Source organism: Prevotella merdae (assembly GCF_900290275.1).
Lineage (GTDB): Bacteria > Bacteroidota > Bacteroidia > Bacteroidales > Bacteroidaceae > Prevotella > Prevotella merdae.
The window spans coordinates 335,325-350,835 of the sequence record NZ_LT985325.1; the positions used below are offsets into that span (position 1 = coordinate 335,325).

Here is a 15,511-nt window from a genome sequence, read left to right on the forward strand (position 1 = left end):
AAAACTATAATCATGATTTATAAATTCTTTAAACGTATTTTTGACTTTGTATGTGCCTTCCTTGGCATTGTGGGTACTTCACCGATTTGGATTGTTTCCATTATCCTTACGGAACTGAGTGACCCTGGACCTTTGTTCTACTTCGCCAATCGTGTGGGTAAGGACAATAAGAAGTTTAGGATGTGGAAGTTCCGCTCCATGCGTGTGGCAAGAGGGGCTAATGAGGCTTCGCTGCGTCCTGACCAGGACCGCATATTCTGGTGGGGTAAGATTATGCGAAGACTGAAGATTGATGAGTTACCTCAGTTGATGAACATATTGAATGGTACTATGTCGATTGTTGGTCCGCGCCCTGCTGCTGTTGATCAAGTGGATATCACTCGTGGTGGAGCGAATGCTATTGCTGCAACTGTGCCTTGTGGCTTAACGTCACAGTCAAGTCTGTGGGATTATATTTATGGAGACCAATTCCCCGACGAGCAGGAATACAACGAGAAAGTGTTGCCCATTCGCTTGAAACTTGACGTGTATTATGTTAAGCATGCTTCGTTCTTTGGTGATATCAAACTGATTATCTGGACTGTCATTGCTATCCTATATACAGCTTGCGGAAAGTATCCACAGTGGATGCATGATAAGTTGGTGGGGTATGCTCAAAAAGTTCACTAATATGAGAATAAACGATTCATTTTCAAAAGTCAATCTCTGCTGTAACGAACTTCTAATCATCAAGGAAATCCTTAAAACGAAGGAAGCTGATGATTTCTGTTCCCGTATACTGGCTATTTATGCGATGGTCAGGGTTGACGACATTATGAAGATATGGGGGAATACGATACCCAAAAGCGACAAAATCCGTTCTGATTATGAGAACATATTATGTTCGTATAATGATGGTCTTCGCAAGGGGAGGGATAAACTGGGGGCACATTTTCAATCTCCCTCTACAAGTGTGGATTTGTTTGGAAGTGTGAAAATATTTAAGGAAATAGACTATGCCAACACATTGTGTCTAATAGACCAAATCTTTGAATTTCAGGAGAAACGTGTTGGAACGGAGGTCAAAGATACCAAGCTAAACAACGATGAAGACAGAGACAAAGTTGTAGGGATTCTGAGGAATCTATATTCCGATGACAAAGCATATATAACTAATGGGGTTTTGGACTTGTTTGGAATAAATAAAGGCGGACTCATTTCATGTTCTGAAGCCCAAGGTAAAGGTCAATACCTAAGAAGCATCGAACAGATGGTCAAGGTGAGCTATGCGCTTGCATGTGGGGATTACATAGACAAGTTTGTTGCAAATCTGTTCAAGAGACTATTTGTGTGTACTGTGTATAATTTCCACGACAACCTCATCACACGCACAGACATAAATACCAATGCAGTACAATACGAAAAAGGATTTGACAAATTGTTTCTGGGTTTAATAACAGCAAAAGACAACAAGGCGGAATTAGAAACTGCTTTTGATAAGTTTGAGAACTTATATCATGTAGATGATTTTATAAAGAAGAATCGAATTGTTCGGGATCACGCTTGCGCTCATTTGGACGAGAAGAGTGATATAGTGAAAATAGAAACTGAGTTGGATAGATTTGATGTTAAGGCATTATACGAAGTATACATAAAGATGCTTGATATGTTCAACTATATCTGCAACAATGTGTTTTTGTTAAAAGCAATCGCCATTCCAAATAGAACAAGAATATATGATGCGCAGATTGAGTCGTTTCCGAACGTAGAGAACTATTATGGTGAGAAGTTTGTGTCGGAGCATAAGACAACTTTGAACGTAAAGGCTATGTTTCGTTCCATAAGGAGACATGACCAATGGTTTGATGAAGCGATAGACAAATTAAACCAATGTTTGATGTCATTAAATGAAGCAGAGTATAATGAAATCATAGATGCCATTACAGATAGACTTAGTCAGGCATATATTCCAGAAGTAGAATTATCTACCATAATAAACGCTTTATGCAATGCAAAGCGTGGATATCCTGAAAGATTGCAGCATAGCATACTTGCCATGCTGGATAACAAAGGAATAGAAAAATCCAACAAAATTCATCTGTTATGGGTGCTTTCAAGCATCTGTGTTGAGGATAAACAATATGATATTGACCACTATCTAGACTCTTTGGTTATGAAGAGAATACCCGTCTTAACAGGATATGCTACATTGGCTTACCTTCATAAGACAGTAGAAAAAACGAGGTCATGTTTTGTAAAACGAAACAGAGCACATGAAGTAAATGAACAATTCGTGAACTATTGCAAGTCACTAAATAACGTTACGGAAACGCTTGCTTTATTGCTTATGATGAATCAAAGATGGTTTCATGACACAGAATATAGCTATTACAGAAGTTACGAAACACATTATACGGAGTTTTTAGAACGTGAGATTTCCATATTCCTTGAAAAGTACTTTACCTACATAAAGCTCACAGACGATAGTGTGCGCGAGATATGTATAAAATATCTTCAAACAAAACATTATCTGTTGTTACTTTATTGGTTGGCTATTTTGGAAAAAGAGCGAAGACAAAGCCATAATGTATTTCTTGAATTATGGAATAGTAACTGTTTTTATAGAACCAGATTTGATATTCATGAAGCATTGGGAGTCGGTCTAATGACAGAATTATTTGGTCAAATAGATGTAGCGAGAGACATTTTTGAGTCTATTGTAAAAGACAATCCTATTAATGAAGACGCTATAAAAACGCTAGATCAGTTTAACAAAAGACATGAAAAATAGAATAAATCATAAAAATCAAATGAAATACTTATTAGTAGTAGCCCACCCCGATGACGAAGTTCTCGGAGCTGGTGCATCAATGTGGAAATGGAGCCATGAAGGTGACGAGGTGGATGTTGCAATTATGTGTACGGAGGCAAAGGCAAGAGCATTTCGTCCTTCGGATGCAGAGTTGGAAGGTGATACGGATGCTGCAACTAACTATGTTGGTGTGAGCAAGAAGTATGAGGCTACATTCCCGAATATCGAGATGAATACTGTGCCGCACTTGAAATTGGTGCAGTTCATTGAGAGTGCTATCCGTGAGAGCGAGCCTGACATTGTGATTACTCATCATCCTGCAGACACGAACAATGACCACTTGCAAACCTCAATGGCTTGTCAGGAGGCTATACGTTTGTTCCAGCGTCAACCGACAGTGAAGCCTGTGAAGGAGTTTTGGTATATGGAAGTACCGTCATGCTCAGAATGGGCTATCAACGATGCTATGAATCTGTTCCGTCCTAACTGTTATGTGGAGGTAGGTCAGAACGGAATACAGGCTAAGTGCAAGGCTCTTTCTATGTATCGTGGCGTAATGCGTCCTTATCCTCATCCTCGAAGTGTAGAGTATATCACAGGCTTGGCTGCTATGCGCGGAAGTCAATGGGGATGCAACTATGCTGAAGCATTCCAAGTTGTGTTGCGCAGATATTAATTAGCATGAAATTATTAAAGGCTATTTGGGCATTCTGCTTCTACCTCTTTGTTCCAAGGAGGGCGAAGCGAATGCCCAATGATAGATTATAGAGAAGGAATATATAGGTTATGGAAATAAACAAGGAATTGCTTGATAAATTATTTGAGCAGGCTAAGGAGAATCCTCGTTTGCGTCAGAACTATGACTTGCGCACTTCATCGTCTGATACCAGCCAGCGTATGCTTAATGCGCTGTTGCCAGGGACGGTTGTTCCTATTCACAGACATGAAGACACAACAGAGTCGGTAATCTGCTTGTGTGGCAAATTGGACGAAGTGATATATGAGGAGGTAGTGACATACGAGAATGCTTCATCCGACGCTATGCCTATGGGTATGGATTCGCAGGATGTTGCACGCAAAGTGGAATATCGTGAGGTGCAACGCATTCGTCTTTGCCCAGCGGAAGCAAAGTATGGATGCCAGATAGCTAAAGGGGCATGGCATACAGTGGAAGTAATTGAGCCGAGCGTGATATTTGAGGCTAAGGATGGGGCGTATAAAGGGTGATGTTGAGTTTTGATTTTTGAATTATTCTTGGCTAAGAATAAGGTAAAGTAGGTATGTGCTTTGCAAAACTTACAAGGGATATCCTTAATAAGAATTCAAAATAATAGGTATTTTATGGCTTAAATCATTTCTGTCTCGCAAATAATGTATATCTTTGCATAAGATAGGCTGCACCTCAGCATAATATTCAAGCAAGCTTGATATTCTGCATTCGATTTGCACTATCTTTGCATAAGATAGGTATATACATCTCTTTATAATTAATAAAATTAGGAGGATTTATTATGATACTGACAAATAACAATATACAGAACACTCCAATTTGGAATGAAGTGAAGAATTGGGCAAAGGAGGATAAAATAACGTTGATTACTTTATTGTCGCAATCATTGGCAGAAACTCCGGCATTGGAAGGCTCTGAAGAAAACAATCATCACTTGTCTTCCAACATTTCTCGTTTTAAGAATGGGAAGATAACGGAAAGTGTAGAATATAAAAATGCTTTGGCACGTATGAAAATGCTTTCAGGTAAGGGTGGCAGACCGGTACCTGCAGATGAGAGCGGACTGGACGCATTGATTGAAAAAAAATATCAGTTATGAAGATTTTTGTAGACACAAACATTTTAATAGATTTTGTTTGTAGTAGGACAAATTTTGTAGATGATGCAGAGCGCCTATTTGCATTAGGATGTGTGGAGGATATGCAGCTCATGACCTCTGCTCTTTCGTATGTTACGGCTATGTATGTGGCTCATAAGTATGACTATAAAAGTGTTACAGAGACATTGCTTGCTGTCTCGGAATTTATAGAAGTTATTGATTTGAAAGGGCGTACTGTAGTTGAAATGCTGTCGTCAGATTGGAAAGATTATGAAGATGCTACTCAAAATAAAACAGCGATTATTGCTAATGCGGATTGTATTGTAACGCGTAATAAAAAGGATTTTAGTAACTCCTCTTTACCCATATATACAGTGAGTGAATTGTTTGAAACTCTATTTTAAAGTTATTTGAACTATGTATTCAAATAGAACTTTATTTAGGAATGATATATTTATGCGACACACAGAAGAACGAAATATAAGTTTGCTTACCGATTTTGGTTTCAAACGAATCTTTGGCACTAAACCCAATAAGGACAGTTTTAAGGCTTATCGCGACATAAAGATTTTTTTGGATAGTGCAGAAGAAAAAGGTAAAAAAGATAAAGCTATAGAGATAGCTAAAAATCTTCTTGAAATGGGAATGCCTATTGGCTCTATAATGAAAGCAACAGGCCTTTCACAGGAAGAAATTGCTAAGTTTTAAGTTTTCAAAGACAATTCAAAATTATATTTGCCTCATCCGAGTGGCGGCATAGTGCAGAGCGATACTGCGATGGGGTTCTAATCTTTTATTTTTTTTATTCATTAATAATAGGCACTTGCATGGGTGTCTATAAAGTTGGTGTTTCATTTAACCAACTATGTTGGTGTGAGCAAGAAGTATGCAGACAAACGTATAAAGGGTGATGTTGAGTTTTGATTCAGTCGGGGACGAGGGCGTCCCCGCTCCCAGTCCACTTAGTTGCTATCACTTATTCAGAAAAAGATGAAGAATATTCAGCTATACGATTATCAAAGAGAAATGATAGAACGGATTGAGACGGCTTTCAAGTCGTATCGGTCCGTGATGGTACAGATGCCAACTGGTACTGGAAAGACGATACTTCTTGCAGAAGTAGTGAAAAGTGAAAAGTTAAAAGCAAGTGAAGAGAAAAGTGAAAAGTTAAAAGTGAAAAATCCATGTGTGTGGATTGTGGTGCATAGAAGGGAATTGGTGGAACAGATAAAGGAAACACTTGCAAAGCAATTGGATTCTTCACTTTTCCCTCTTCACTTTTCACTTCCTACGGATTCTTCACTTTTCACTTTTCCCTCTTCACTTAAACCATCGGATTCTTCACTTTTCACTTTTCACTTTTCACTTCCTCTGCGGGTTTTCTCCATCCAGTGGTTATCTCGTCATTATCATGAATTGGATGAGCGTCCGTCATTGATTATTATTGATGAGGCTCATCATGCTGTGGCTAAGACATATAAGGAGGTGATGGATGCTTATCCGGAGACAAGGAAGTTGGGACTGACTGCTACACCTTGCAGATTGAATAAGCATGGCTTTACCGACTTGTTTGATGTGCTGCTGCAGTCGTGGTCGTATAATAAGTTTATTGCGGATGGATGGTTGTCGCTGTACGACTATATGTCTGTTAAGGCGGATAGCTTGGATCAGCAGATTGTGTTTGGTTTGACTAAGCGTGGGGCTGATGGAGATTTCTCGTTGAGAGAAATGAGTGAGAAGCTGGATGTTAGACCGAGCATTGAACGGCTTTGTGATACTGCGATAAGATATGCCAAGGACAAGAAGGGTATTGTGTATGCTATTGACATTAAACATGCGGAGCATATTGCGGAGTATTATAGGGAACGGGGATTGTATGCGGTGGCGATTAGTTCGAAGACGCCTGCGGAGGAACGGAAATCTATAATTGATAGGTTTAGGAACTCGAATGATTCTTTGAAGAATACGAATTGTCAGGTATTAGACTCTCCGATTAGGATTTTGGTAAACGTTGACTTGTTTGGTGAGGGCTTTGATTGTCCTGATGTGGAATTTATACAATTGGCTCGTCCTACGTTGTCGTTATCAAAGTATTTGCAGCAAGTAGGACGTGGCATGCGTGTGTATGAGGGTAAGAGATATTGCCTGATATTGGACAATGTGGGATTGTACCGCTTGTTTGGTATGCCGTCGGATGATAGGGATTGGCAGGCTATGTTTGAAGGGAAGTTGGCTGGCAAGGGAAACATTGCCAGTGCTGAGGAACGATATAGTGTGGCGTATGCGTTGCGTGACGAGAGTAGATGTATTATATCTAACGAGCAGACCGAACTGATTACCGTTATGACTCATGAGGGACAGAGAAAGGACCTGGATGAGGCTTACGGTTATGAGGTGAAGAAGAACGAAATGGGGCTGTTGGGAGTAATAGACAAGGACGGCAATGAGGTTTTGCCTTATATATATAATAAGGTGGAATTGAAGGCTCGTGGATTGGCTAAATTGTACTCGAAAAAGAAGTTTGACCGTGAACGTCCATGGATGGACTTGAAGAATGGTGTGAGGTTTGTTAGAAGACCTAAGATTGTGAGATATGGTTTTCTTGATTTTAGCACAACGGATGGAAGGATGTTGTATCCGAGAGTGAAGACTCGAAGGATGGACGAGAATTGTTTTGTTATGCTGGATGCCTTGACTAATGGTATTGAAAAGGGTCTGCAATTCCGCACGTTCTATATTCAGCCTTCTGAACCTGAGCGTCTATATATATATAAGGAGAAGATTGACGACATGCAACTGTGGGAGGATGACTCTGGCGGATGGGCTTATAGAAAGGATAATGAGTGTTTGTTGCATCCAGTAAGTAGGGAGGTATGGCTGACAAGAAAGGATGCATGGACAGAAGAGATGAGGAGGTTTGAACAGGATGTGAATGAAAACACCTGGTTATTTGAACCGAGAATAGAAATGAAATACACCTATGCATACAGCGAAAGGCAGTTGGCCGATTTTGAAGAGATTGACCTAAGAATAGAGCATAGGGCTGATGGCACCGAGCAGGCATATTGCCGTGAGTATGAGTATACCAAGTGGAAACCAGTTGGTGTGTTTGCCAAGATATATCCTCAGGCATATGATATAAGAGTGGTGCTGAACCTGAATGGCAAATATATTGTACGCACCAAATGGTTTGAACCATTTGAGAACCCAGAACAGGAGTATGATTTTGCAGAACTATTAGACAACGTCATTTTGCATATTGTTCAAAATGGCAAAGAATATTGGGTATACCTTGAAAACAAAGTTTGTTTCGCAAAGAAACCGGAACTCGTAACCATAGGTTTTTTGAATTTTCTGAAAATGGATGACGTATATGTGGAGATGAGTCCGTATAACAATAGAAAATACAGAAGAAAAGAAATAAGGATGGGCAAGGACATATGCTTCTTGGGCAGCAACGATGTTCTGCTGAAACCATCATCAAGAGAATGGCGCAACCATTTCTATATCCATCGTCGTTATGCTGACGGCAAGCATTACTTGCTGAGCAAGACTATGGATGAGGAAGACTATGCCACATTGTATGAATTGTATTATGACGGTGTGAATGCACCTAAGTTGAAGAAACAACAGAAATAGATTTTAACGCTAAATATTGACAAAGGGAAAATGTGAACAACTTGTGATATTTTATGAATATACCTTAACGGCTATAAATACGTAACTTTGCAGTCGAAAAAAATAAAGGTATGAAAAGAATATTGTTCACATTTTCCTTGACACTTCTTGCCTCGTATTCGATGGGGCAGGAAGTGTTGTCGTTGAGTAGATGCCTACAGATGGGCATTGAAAGAAATCTTAACTTGAAGACATATGAGGGTAATGTGCTTAAGGGTAAGCACAATATCAGTGAGAACCGTTCGCGCCTATTGCCACAGATTAATATCGGTGCTGCGCTAAACGATAACTTCACTCCTCCGGTGTCGGTTACTGACGGTTCGGCTTATGGTAAGCCATACAATGTTACTAAAACGTTGCAGTATAACTCGTCGGTAAGTATCCAATTGCAAATGCCGTTATATAGCCAGACGGCTCTTACTGCCTTGGACATTTCCAAGACACTCGACCAAATCAACAATCTTTCTTACGCGAAGGCAAAGGAGGACTTGATAGTGCAGATAAGTAAGATGTATTATCTTGCTCAGAACACTGAGGAGCAAATAGGCATTATCAAGGACAATATCAAGCGCCTTGAGGAGTTGCGCGATATTACACAGGCTTTCCATGATAACGACATGGCCCTTAGTGTGGATGTGAAGCGTGTGAACGTGAACCTTGAGAATCTTAGCGTGCAGTATGACAATGCCAAGGCAATGCTTACTCAACAGTATAATATGCTGAAGTATGTAATAGACTATCCTGCCGACCAAGCTATTGCTGTGGAGAAGGCAGACATAGACAAGACGGATATGGCTGCGCTTACCGGACTGAATGAGAACCTGTATGAGCTTCAGCTTTTGCGCACTCAGCAGAGTTTGGCAGAGAAACAGAAGAAGCTTGCCAAGGATGGATATATGCCTACGCTTGCGTTGATGGGCAATTGGACATATGCGGCATTTACTGATGAATTTAAAAACTGGTTTCATTCGGGTGAATCGAACCATTGGTATAAGTCGAACGGTATAGGTATATCATTGCGTATTCCGGTGTTCGACGGTTTTGAGAAGCGTTCGAAGATAAGAAAGGCGCAGGTGGATATTGACAATGCCAAATTGAAATACGAGGATGCGTTGAAGGGTATGCAGACTCAATATGCCAATGCTGTTAACGACCTTGCAAACAACCAACGCAACTATAGCAAGCAACGAGACAACTATCTGCTTGCTGAGGATGTGTATAAGGTGACAAGCGACAGATATCGCGAGGGTATTGCATCTATGACTGAAGTGTTGCAGGACGAAATGAGCATGAGTGATGCTCAGAATAATTATCTAACGGCTCATTTTAATTATCAGGTGTCGAACTTGACATTGCTGAAACTGACGGGAGAGTTGAAAAAACTCACGAAGTGAGTTTTTCTGAATTAGGAATTTTGAGTTAGGAATTAGGAGTTTTTCTGAATTAGGAGTTAGGAATTACGAATTAGGAGTTGTTCTCGGCTTCGCCTGCGATTATGAATTATTCAATTTGGTATTTTATAGTAGCGGAGGTCTCCGGCCTCCGCAGCATCAAACGATAAGCTATAAAGTATCTTGACATCACCGCTTGCTGCGGAAATTGAAGACCTCCGCTACTATACAAACAGCATTTTGACATTGCATATAAACTGTAAGTTGCATTGCATTATAAAAACAATATAATTAAATAAAATGGAAACAAATAACAGCAACACAAACAATATAAATAACAACGAGGTAAACAACAGTGAGAATGGCAATAAGTCGACACACGAGCTTACTGCCAAGCAACTTAAGCGCCAGCGCATACGCCAATTGGTTGTGAGTATGATTGGTGTGGCTATCCTTGTATGGGGAATTGTAAAGATAGGCTGTATGTTTATGGACTATAAGAGCAACGAGAAGAGCGACGACGCGCAAGTGGAACAGTATATCTCGCCAGTGAATATGCGTGCCTCGGGATATATAAAGAAGATATACTTCAAGGAACATCAGGATGTAAAGAAGGGTGATACACTACTTGTTCTTGACGATCGTGAGTATCGTATACGTGTGATGGAGGCTGAGGCTGCACTTAAGGACGCTATGGCAGGTGCCAATGTTGTGGATGCTTCGTTGCAGACAACACAGACATCGGCTACTGTTTACGAGGCTTCGATTGCCGAGATTGAGATACGTCTTGCAAAGCTTGACAAGGACCGTCAGCGATATCAGAATCTTGTGGCACGTAATGCCGCTACACCTATTCAACTTGAACAGATTGAGACTGAATATAACGCCACAAAGAAGAAACTTGATGCTGTGCGCCGTCAGCAGAAGGCTGCATACTCGGGTGTTAACGAGGTGCAGACACGCAAGAAGAATACTGCTGCTGCAATAGAACGTGCGCAGGCTGCTTTGGAAATGGCAAAGCTTAACCTGTCTTATTGTGTAGTTACTGCTCCTTGCGATGGCAAACTTGGTCGTCGTGCATTGGAGGAAGGACAATTGGTTAACGCTGCTCAGACCATTACATATATTATGCCTGACACACAGAAGTGGGTTATTGCCAACTATAAGGAGACACAAGTGGAGAAGCTATATGTAGGACAGAAGGTGACAATGACCGTAGATGCTTTTGAGGGTAAGGAGTTTCAGGGCAAGATAACAGCTATATCAGGTGCTACAGGCTCTAAATACTCGCTTGTACCTACAGACAACTCAGCTGGCAACTTTGTAAAGATTCAGCAGCGTGTGCCAGTGCGCATAGAGTTTGAGGGAATATCCAAGGAAGACAACGATAAGTTGGCTGCCGGAATGATGGTTGTAGTAAAGGCTCAACTTAAGTAATGACACAAGCAGAGATATATACGGCGGTGCCTGAGCATCTGCCTAAGAATTTTCCGTTCTATAACTGGGTGCCAAAGCCTCTTGGCATTGCCTTTCTCGTCATTCTTTTCATACCTATCATGACGGTAAGCGGTGCCTACACCGTAAACAGTAGTGAGATGGTGGGTGGGCTTGGCATCCAGTCGGAACATATTGCGTTCATTAGCTTTGTAACGTCAATAGGTATGGCGGCATTCTCGCCATTCTTCTATTCACTGGTTAGTGTACGACGTCAGAAGCTAATGAGTTTGGTAGGCTTCTCTTTGCTTGCCATACAGAGTTATATATGTGCCAATACAGACAGCCTGTTTATCCTTGCTCTCAACAGCTTGATAATGGGTTTTGTAAGGCAGACATTACTGATGTGCAATCTCTTCACGCTTATCAAGTATGGCTTTGGTATAGAGGCAACGCGCAACGTTACGCCTGGCAATGAGCCAATGGATGAGGCAGGATGGGATGCACTTGATACAGAGAAGAAGGCGAGTCAGCCTATTATCTACTTCTTCTTTATGTTGCTGGGACAGATAGGTACGTGGATAACAGCATGGTTTGCATACAACTATCATTGGCAGATGGTGTACTATGCAATGTTGGGTGCCATACTTGTGGCGCTGCTGATAACATTGGTTTGCATGCCTTATAATCCGTATCCTACCAAGCGTGCGCCACTGTCGTTCTCTAAGTTTGGCAATGTGGTAGTGTTCTGTCTGATGTGCTGTTCGTTTGTATATGTTGCTGTATATGGCAAGGTGTACGACTGGTACAGTTCTCCATTGATATGTTGGGCTACTGTGATATGCGTGGTTTCCACCTTATTATTTATATATCTGGAGAAGACACGCCGTTCGCCATACTTTATGCTTAAGGTATTTAAGTCGCGCAGCATTAAGGGAGGTATACTGTTATTCATCGGACTGATGATATGCAACTCGAGTTCGATGCTTGTAAACATATTTGTTGGTGTGGGCATGAAGACAGACCAGATTCAGGTGGCAGCTCTTGGCAATTGGGTATTGCTGGGCTACTTCATAGGATTGGTAACTATACTCATCCTTAACAATAAGGGAGTTCACTTTAAGTGGTTCTTTGCCCTTGGCTTTATACTGATTGCAGCAGCCTCGCTGTTTATGTACTTTGAGGTGCAGACAGCCGGAATGTTGGAGCGTATGAAGTGGCCTGTAGTAATACGTGCAACGGGAATGATGCTGCTATATTCGCTTATAGCTGTTTATGCCAACCAGCGTATGCCGTACAAGTTGCTGTCTACATGGGTGTGCATAATGCTAACAGTACGTATGGTGATAGCACCAGGCATTGGTTCGGCATTGTATCAGACGGTGTTCCAATATCGTCAGCAGTATTATATAACACGATATGCCCACGATTATGACCGTACAAATATAGAGACAGCCATGACTTATGATCAGACAGCCCGTGGCATGCAGTATCAAGGCAAGAGCGAGACAGAAGCGCAGAACATGGCTGCAATGTCGGCTAAGGGCAAGGTACAGGTACAGGCAACGTTGTCGGCTATAAAGGAGATGTCGGGTTGGACAATATATGCATGCCTTATACTTGCAGGCTTGATGCTTGTAGTGCCTTGGCCTAAGAGGGACATATCTAAGGATACGAGGGAAGGGTATATAGAATATTAATAAGCCCCAACTACAACCGCTCCTCCAATATGGTGGGGCGGTATGTTTTTTTTATTTTTTGTTATTCCATATATTTTTGCTAAATTTGTCGCGTACAAACGGCTAAAGTAATGAAGAATAGCAATAACGACATAGATATACTCGAACAGCAGATGGCCAACAATGAGGACATCTGCTGTTCGTGTGGTAATATACAGTCTTTTCCGAAAATATTTTTTGACAACTTCCGCGTTGCTGATGTGGGCATTATAGTGTGCACATCGGGTAGGTTTAAGTTTAGTTGTGAGGACGTGGAATATGTGGTAAACAAAGGCGAGACTGTTTTTATATCGCACAATGTTTACTTTTCGGTTATTGATCACAGTGCCGACAGCTCTGTGGTTATTATTCTTTATCGCGTAGATTCTATACGCGACATCCTTGGCAGTACCGTTGTCGGGATGCGATTCATAGAGATGCTTAATCCAAGGGCGTGCTGGGTGATGCACACAGGACATGAGGATGAGTTGACAAAATACTCAGAACTATTGGCTGTGGGCAACCGATACAGTAATGTCTTTGCCGCTAACGAACGTAGACTGCTATTGCTATCGCTTACGTATAGGCTTTGCAGCATATTCCATGAAATGTCGAAGGAAGGGGATAATGCGCCAAGTAGAAAACTTGAGACATATATGCAGCTGATGCAGTTGATAGACCAATATTATATAAAGGAGAGGGGGGTGAGGTTTTATGCCGACAGGTTGTGCCTGTCGCCAAAATACTTGACCTCGCTTGTTAAGTCGGTGTCGGGCAACAGCGTTCAGCAACTTGTGTTCAAGTCGATAACAAAAAAGGCCATCTCCTTAATCTCTACTACAGATAAGAGTATTAAGGAGATAGCCGATTATCTAAATTTTCCCAATGCATCAGCCTTCGGCACATTCTTTAAGAAACAAGTGGGAATGTCGCCTATGAATTATAGGCAGAGCGAAATGATTACTTAACAATCTTGATGGTCTGATTGCCAGCCTTAACCATATAGATGCCAGCTGCTACATTAGCGAGCGACATAGAAGATGCATTGTTAGCCTTCTTTACAAGCATGCCGCTTGCGGTGTAGAGGTAGATATCGGCAGCCTTAGCGAGGGTAACGGTGTTGTTGTTCCAGCTAATAGTGTTGCCGTTTGCAGTGAGCTGCTTAACACCAGTATCCTCTCCATCTTTGTAGAAGTTGTATGTATATACGCCTTCTGTAGGATTCTCGTCAGCCTTGTTGTCACTTTGAGTGATAGTATAAATATCGTTGTGTGCTACAGAGGTGGCAAAGATAGCATCGGTACCAGCCTCAACCTTCATCTCAGAAGGAACAGTTTCGATATCGATATAGAAGTTGAGAGGAGTTTCTACAACATGTCCGCTTGTTTGTTCTGCCCAACCAGTAAGCTGCACATCACCATTAAAGACAGCCATGCCAGTTACAACCTCAGCCTTCTTGTTTACATCACCCTCATCGTAACCACTTGTAAGTGCCCAGTTCTTAGACAAGTCGGTTGCCTTAATACTTGCAATATAAGTATCGCAACCACCAACGTATGCCTTGGTATTATCAAACGGGAAAGTCTCATTGAATGTACCAGCCAAGTAGATATTGCCATTGTATAAAGTCATCTGGTCAATAGTATTGAACTTGGCATCGCGCAGATTGTTGTCAATCTTAGAGTGGTATGTCTTTGTTGCTGTGATGTTGCCATTCTCGATAGTAGCAAAGATATAGGCGTGCTCGTATTTGGTCTCCTCGCCTGTAACACTATTAAGCAAGTCGGTAATCTGCTTAGAATCGTTAGCCGACTTCAAAGTGAGATCGTTGCCATAAGCCACGAAGGCAGCATATACCTTAGAGCCATCAGTTGTGAAATTGGCTTCATCAGCTCCGTAACCCACTTCTGTCTCCATATCTGTTGCAGCCAATTGTGCTACAAGCTCGGCATTGTCAAAGTTGGCTGACAATGAAACGATAGCTAAAGTAGGAACATCCCATGTGTAAATGCCAAACAAACTTCCGTACTGACCAACCAAAGCAAGGTTGTTAATATTGACGTTGCCTTGGAAAGAAGCGGCAAGATAAACCTTTCCGTTTGATGCTATTAGTTTAGAAGGGATGAAGTTAGGGTTTGGATCGCCGTATCCCTCGTCATTACGAGCCTGTTCTGGAATTACAACCTTTGAAGCCACATACTCACCTTCCTTGTTGTACTTAACGATGAAGGCAGAAACCTGAGCAGTCTTACCATCCATACCATTGATAATCTCCTTAGAGTCGCCATTGCCGTTGAGAATCTCAACCTTATCGGCGAACACGCCTGCAGCATATACATTGCCTTCAGTATCGTTGGTGACAGCTGTAATGGTGGCAGCACCCTTCAATCCGGCAGCCCACTTCTTGTTTCCTGCCTTGTCGTACTTAGCAATGAAAGCACTTGTTGCGATAGGCTCAAGATAGCTGCTTGCAAACTCAATATCCTTAGTATAAGTACCAGTAACAATGGCATTGCCCTCATTGTCTATAGTCATGGCTGAGCCACGCTGCATGTCGGCTACCTGCTCTGTTGTAGCAAGGTTGGCTGTCCATGTAGGAGCTGCATTCTCTTCTGCATTGGCAACTATCGTAGCCAATGCCAACATAACAGAAAAAGTAAATTTCTTCAT

At 41.5% G+C, this 15,511-nt stretch carries 13 protein-coding genes; 12 read left to right on the forward strand and 1 reads right to left on the reverse strand.

Annotated features, from left to right (window positions below):
- Window positions 1-12: 12 nt before the first annotated feature.
- The 12 genes from C9991_RS13730 to C9991_RS13785 all read left to right on the forward strand — a co-directional run bounded on the left by C9991_RS13730 (window position 13) and on the right by C9991_RS13785 (window position 13,809).
- Window positions 13-669 (forward strand): sugar transferase, encoded by a 657-nt coding sequence (locus C9991_RS13730; protein WP_106813087.1) that lies wholly within the window; start codon window positions 13-15, stop codon window positions 667-669.
- 1 nt (window position 670) lies between these two features.
- On the forward strand, window positions 671-2,770 hold the full coding sequence (locus C9991_RS13735) for a hypothetical protein (RefSeq protein ID WP_157949490.1): 2,100 nt from the start codon (window positions 671-673) through the stop codon (window positions 2,768-2,770).
- A gap of 19 nt (window positions 2,771-2,789) precedes the next feature.
- Window positions 2,790-3,467, forward strand: a complete 678-nt coding sequence (locus C9991_RS13740) for a PIG-L deacetylase family protein (protein WP_106813089.1) — start codon at window positions 2,790-2,792, stop codon at window positions 3,465-3,467.
- Between the two features lie 110 nt (window positions 3,468-3,577).
- Window positions 3,578-4,018 (forward strand): WbuC family cupin fold metalloprotein, encoded by a 441-nt coding sequence (locus tag C9991_RS13745; RefSeq protein WP_106813090.1) that lies wholly within the window; start codon window positions 3,578-3,580, stop codon window positions 4,016-4,018.
- A gap of 284 nt (window positions 4,019-4,302) precedes the next feature.
- Window positions 4,303-4,620 carry a hypothetical protein gene (locus tag C9991_RS13750; protein WP_106813091.1) on the forward strand — a complete coding sequence of 106 codons (318 nt, stop codon included), beginning with the start codon at window positions 4,303-4,305 and terminating at the stop codon, window positions 4,618-4,620.
- Window positions 4,617-5,024, forward strand: coding sequence for a PIN domain-containing protein (locus C9991_RS13755; protein ID WP_106813092.1), 408 nt, complete (start codon window positions 4,617-4,619; stop codon window positions 5,022-5,024). The genes C9991_RS13750 and C9991_RS13755 overlap by 4 nt, the downstream gene beginning before the upstream one ends.
- A 52-nt stretch (window positions 5,025-5,076) precedes the next feature.
- Window positions 5,077-5,328, forward strand: a complete 252-nt coding sequence (locus C9991_RS13760; protein WP_198643827.1) for an Rpn/YhgA-type helix-turn-helix domain-containing protein — start codon at window positions 5,077-5,079, stop codon at window positions 5,326-5,328.
- A gap of 282 nt (window positions 5,329-5,610) precedes the next feature.
- Window positions 5,611-8,259, forward strand: coding sequence for a DEAD/DEAH box helicase (locus tag C9991_RS13765; RefSeq protein ID WP_106813094.1), 2,649 nt, complete (start codon window positions 5,611-5,613; stop codon window positions 8,257-8,259).
- A gap of 110 nt (window positions 8,260-8,369) precedes the next feature.
- Window positions 8,370-9,692 carry a TolC family protein gene (locus tag C9991_RS13770; protein WP_106813095.1) on the forward strand — a complete coding sequence of 441 codons (1,323 nt, stop codon included), beginning with the start codon at window positions 8,370-8,372 and terminating at the stop codon, window positions 9,690-9,692.
- 297 nt (window positions 9,693-9,989) lie between these two features.
- Window positions 9,990-11,126 (forward strand): HlyD family secretion protein, encoded by a 1,137-nt coding sequence (locus C9991_RS13775; RefSeq protein ID WP_198643821.1) that lies wholly within the window; start codon window positions 9,990-9,992, stop codon window positions 11,124-11,126.
- The gene (locus C9991_RS13780) at window positions 11,126-12,823 is read left to right on the forward strand and encodes an efflux MFS transporter permease (protein WP_106813096.1); all 1,698 of its coding nucleotides are present in this window, start codon (window positions 11,126-11,128) and stop codon (window positions 12,821-12,823) included. Before C9991_RS13775 ends, C9991_RS13780 begins: the two co-directional genes overlap by 1 nt.
- A gap of 110 nt (window positions 12,824-12,933) precedes the next feature.
- The gene (locus tag C9991_RS13785) at window positions 12,934-13,809 is read left to right on the forward strand and encodes an AraC family transcriptional regulator (protein WP_106813097.1); all 876 of its coding nucleotides are present in this window, start codon (window positions 12,934-12,936) and stop codon (window positions 13,807-13,809) included.
- Here the strand turns inward: C9991_RS13785 and C9991_RS13790 are convergent.
- A complete protein-coding gene (locus C9991_RS13790) occupies window positions 13,802-15,511 on the reverse strand; it encodes a T9SS type A sorting domain-containing protein (RefSeq protein ID WP_106813098.1) in 1,710 nt (569 codons plus the stop codon). The genes C9991_RS13785 and C9991_RS13790 overlap by 8 nt on opposite strands.

Bases quoted from the DNA above. Each gene is read 5' to 3' on its own strand.
- C9991_RS13730 (WP_106813087.1), top strand. From the start codon at position 13: ATGATTTATAAATTCTTTAAACGTATTTTTGACTTTGTATGTGCCTTC.
- C9991_RS13735 (WP_157949490.1), top strand. From the start codon at position 671: ATGAGAATAAACGATTCATTTTCAAAAGTCAATCTCTGCTGTAACGAA.
- C9991_RS13740 (WP_106813089.1), top strand. From the start codon at position 2,790: ATGAAATACTTATTAGTAGTAGCCCACCCCGATGACGAAGTTCTCGGA.
- C9991_RS13745 (WP_106813090.1), top strand. From the start codon at position 3,578: ATGGAAATAAACAAGGAATTGCTTGATAAATTATTTGAGCAGGCTAAG.
- C9991_RS13750 (WP_106813091.1), top strand. From the start codon at position 4,303: ATGATACTGACAAATAACAATATACAGAACACTCCAATTTGGAATGAA.
- C9991_RS13755 (WP_106813092.1), top strand. From the start codon at position 4,617: ATGAAGATTTTTGTAGACACAAACATTTTAATAGATTTTGTTTGTAGT.
- C9991_RS13760 (WP_198643827.1), top strand. From the start codon at position 5,077: ATGCGACACACAGAAGAACGAAATATAAGTTTGCTTACCGATTTTGGT.
- C9991_RS13765 (WP_106813094.1), top strand. From the start codon at position 5,611: ATGAAGAATATTCAGCTATACGATTATCAAAGAGAAATGATAGAACGG.
- C9991_RS13770 (WP_106813095.1), top strand. From the start codon at position 8,370: ATGAAAAGAATATTGTTCACATTTTCCTTGACACTTCTTGCCTCGTAT.
- C9991_RS13775 (WP_198643821.1), top strand. From the start codon at position 9,990: ATGGAAACAAATAACAGCAACACAAACAATATAAATAACAACGAGGTA.
- C9991_RS13780 (WP_106813096.1), top strand. From the start codon at position 11,126: ATGACACAAGCAGAGATATATACGGCGGTGCCTGAGCATCTGCCTAAG.
- C9991_RS13785 (WP_106813097.1), top strand. From the start codon at position 12,934: ATGAAGAATAGCAATAACGACATAGATATACTCGAACAGCAGATGGCC.
- C9991_RS13790 (WP_106813098.1), bottom strand. From the start codon at position 15,511: ATGAAGAAATTTACTTTTTCTGTTATGTTGGCATTGGCTACGATAGTT.